Below are 3472 nucleotides of genomic sequence, written 5' to 3' on the forward strand. Positions count from 1 at the left end.
CCCCCGTTCCCACCCCCGAGTCCAGCAGCGCGAGGATCACCGGGGAGACCAACAGGACCTGGAACAGGATGATCTGGGCGACGAACGACGCGTCACCGAGCACCTGGACCGCCACCGGAATGCCGAGGTTGGCGGAGTTGACGTAGCCCGACGCCATGCTGCCGATCGCCCGGTGTGCCGTGCCCCGGCCGAAGAGCCGGCCGGACACCAGGAACCCGAGCCCGCAGACCAGTGCGGTGCCCGCGGCGAAGGCCACCATCGAGGAGTTGGCGAAGGTGTTCAGCCGCGCCCCGGAGACCATGGTGAACAGGGCGGCGGGCATGGCCACATGGAAGACGAACCGGCCGAGCACCGCCTCCGCCTGCGCGCCGAGCAGACCGCTGCGGCCGACCGCGTAACCGATCGCGGTGAGCATCCAGATGGGCGCGAAGGCGGAGAGCAGGGCGTGCATGCCCGCCATGATCCTCGCGCCGTTGTGCGCCTCCCGCGCGGGGGTTCGGCGGGAGGCGCGTCGCCGGCCACGGACGAAAGCGGACGAACGCACGGGCGGCAGCAGGCCAACGCGGAGACGGCAGCGGGACAACGCACAGACAGCAGCGGGCCAATGAACGGACAGAAAAAGGTCAGTTCCCGGCGGAAGCCCCGGCCCCGGATGCCCCGGATGCCCCGGATGCCCCAGTGGCCCCGCCGGCCCCGGAAGCACCCGCACTGCTGACCTGAAGCTGCTTGATCCCGTTGAGCCACGCCGAACGCAGCCGCCGCGGATCCTCGACCAGCCGCAGATCGGGCAGTACGTCCGCGATCGCGTTGAAGATCAGGTTGATCTCCATCACGGCGAGCGACTTGCCGAGGCAGAAGTGCGGACCACCGCCACCGAATCCCAGGTGCGGGTTGGGATCGCGGGTGATGTCGAAGGCCTCCGGGCGGTCGAAGACCTCCGGGTCGTTATTGGCCGACGAGTAGAACAGCCCGACCCGGTCTCCCTTCTTGATCCGCTGCCCGCCCAGTTCGGTGTCCTGGGTGGCGGTCCGCTGGAAGGAGACCACCGGGGTCGCCCAGCGGACGATCTCCTCGGCGGTCGTCTCCGGGCGTTCGCGCTTGTAGAGCTCCCACTGGTCGGGGTGGCTGAGGAAGGCGTGCATGCCGTGACTGATGGCGTTGCGGGTGGTCTCGTTGCCGGCCACCGCCAGCAGGATCACGAAGAAGCCGAACTCGTCGGAGGACAGGTTTCCCTCGCCCTCCGCGGCGACCAGCTGGGAGACGATGTCCTTGGCCGGGCACTCCTTGCGGGCGGCCGCCAGATTCATCGAGTACGAGACGATCTCCATCGCCGCCTCGGTGCCGACCTCCTCGGTGATCGCGTACTCGGGATCGTCGTACGCGGCCATCTTGTTGGACCAGTCGAAGAGCTTGGACCGGTCCTCCTGAGGTACGCCGATGAGCTCCGCGATGGCCTGGAGCGGCAGCTCGACGGCGATGTTGGTGACGAAGTCGAACGATCCGTTCTCGTCGGCGGAGGCGAGCGCGGTCTCGACGATCGAGCGGGCGCGGCTGCGCAGCGCCTGCTCCAGGGAGCGCACCGCCCGGGGAGTGAAACCCCGCTGGACGATCTGGCGGACCCGGGTGTGCTCGGGCGGGTCCATGTTCAGCATGATCAGTTTCTGGACCTCGATCTGGTCCCGGCTGATCGACTCGTTGAAGCGGATGACCGCGGTGTTGGTGTTGGAGGAGAACAGTTCGGGGTGGGTGGAGACGTACTTGACGTCCGCATGCCGGGTGACGACCCAGTAGCCCTCGTCGTCGAAACCGGAGATGCCGGCCGGCTGGGCACACCACCAGACCGGTGCGGTCTGCCGCATCCGAGCGAACTCCGGGTGTGGGATGCGGGCTTGGAGCAGATCGGGATCGGTGAAGTCGAACCCTTCGGGCAGATGGGGGCAGGACATCGGCAGCTCCAGGTCGGTCCGAGGGCCGCCCGGACGTTGCCTGACGACCCATCAGAAGTTGACGGAAAGGTAGTAACGAGTTCTACAACTGGCAAGAGAGGTGGTCCGTTCTGTTGCGTGGAGAGTGAGTGGGGCCGGTATGAAGCGGGCGCAAGGTGCGTGCAGCACTCTTGCGTACCGGGGGTAAGCCTCATAAGACTGCTTGCAGAACTAGAACGCGTACTAGTTCCATCCGCGGGCGCCGGGACGCCCCTGCGGATGTGCGAGGAGAGGACGAGCTCATGGCCGCGGAACCCGTCATCGTCGAAGCCGTACGCACCCCCATCGGCAAGCGCTCAGGCGCGCTCGCCAATCTGCATCCCGGCTATCTGCTGGGCGAGACCTACCGAGAACTCCTCGGTCGCACCGGCATCCACGCCGACTGCGTCGAACAGATCGTCGGCGGCACTGTCACCCACGCCGGAGAACAGTCCATGAACCCGGCCCGCAACGCCTGGCTCGCCGTGGGTCTGCCGTACGAGACCGCCGCCACCACCGTGGACTGCCAGTGCGGTTCCTCGCAGCAGGCCTCCCACATGGTGGCCAACATGGTCGCGGCCGGAGTCATCGACGTCGGCATCAGCTGCGGCGTCGAGGCCATGTCACGGGTTCCGCTGGGCAGCGGCTCCAAGCACGGCCCGGGAAAGCCCTGGCCCGACGAGTGGAACGTGGATCTGCCCAACCAGTTCGAGGCCGCCGAGCGCATCGCCCGCCGGCGCGGACTGACCCGGGAGAACGTCGACTCGCTCGGGCTGATCTCGCAGGAACGGGCCGCCGTCGCCTGGGCCGAGGAACGGTTCAAACGGGAGACGTACGCCGTCCAGGTGCCGACCACCGAGGAGGAGCAGGCGGCAGGGCAGGGCATGTGGCGCCTGGTCGACCGGGACGAAGGGCTGCGCGACACGACCATGGAGGGGCTCGGCCGGCTCAAGCCGGTCATGCCCACCGCCATCCACACCGCGGGCAACTCCTCGCAGATTTCGGACGGCGCCTGCGCGATCATGTGGGCCTCCAAGCGGATGGCCCGTGCCCTCAAGCTCAAGCCGCGTGCCCGGATCGTCGCCCAGGCCCTGGTCGGCTCCGATCCGCACTTCCACCTGGACGGACCGATCGACGCGACCCGCGCGGTACTCGGGAAGGCCGGGATGTCGCTCAAGGACATCGACCTCGTCGAGATCAACGAGGCCTTCGCGTCCGTGGTGCTCAGCTGGGCCCAGGTCTTCGAGCAGGACCTGGAGAAGGTCAACGTCAACGGCGGCGCCATCGCGCTCGGCCACCCGGTGGGCGCCACCGGGGCCCGGCTGATCACCACGGCGCTGCACGAACTGGAGCGCAGGGACAAGGAGTTCGCGCTCATCACGATGTGCGCGGGCGGCGCGCTGGCGACCGGGACGATCATCCAGCGGCTCTGAACCGGGCGTCGCGTCGGGGCTCCGGAGGGCGGGCCCCCGGCCCGGGGTGTCGCCAGGTGTACCCCGGGCCGGGGG

3 protein-coding genes are annotated in these 3472 nt (G+C 68.5%); 1 reads left to right on the forward strand and 2 read right to left on the reverse strand.

From position 1 onward, the window contains the following. Positions 1 to 544 (reverse strand): AEC family transporter (locus tag AADR41_RS41580; RefSeq protein WP_342287632.1); only part of this gene is annotated, 544 nt, incomplete at its 3' end. A 79-nt stretch (positions 545 to 623) separates the two neighbouring features. Next, positions 624 to 1946: a cytochrome P450 gene (locus AADR41_RS41585; RefSeq protein WP_342287633.1), complete on the reverse strand. Its 1323-nt coding sequence runs from the start codon at positions 1944 to 1946 to the stop codon at positions 624 to 626. A gap of 281 nt (positions 1947 to 2227) precedes the next feature. On the opposite strand from AADR41_RS41585, the gene AADR41_RS41590 reads away from it, so the two are divergent. After that, positions 2228 to 3397, forward strand: coding sequence for a steroid 3-ketoacyl-CoA thiolase (locus AADR41_RS41590; protein ID WP_342287634.1), 1170 nt, complete (start codon positions 2228 to 2230; stop codon positions 3395 to 3397). Positions 3398 to 3472 lie beyond the last annotated feature (75 nt).

This window comes from Streptomyces sp. CLV115 (genome assembly GCF_038448545.1).
Taxonomy (GTDB): domain Bacteria; phylum Actinomycetota; class Actinomycetes; order Streptomycetales; family Streptomycetaceae; genus Streptomyces; species Streptomyces sanglieri.

Coding starts and splice junctions, on each gene's coding strand:
- AADR41_RS41585 (WP_342287633.1), bottom strand. CDS start 1,946: ATGTCCTGCCCCCATCTGCCCGAAGGGTTCGACTTCACCGATCCCGAT.
- AADR41_RS41590 (WP_342287634.1), top strand. CDS start 2,228: ATGGCCGCGGAACCCGTCATCGTCGAAGCCGTACGCACCCCCATCGGC.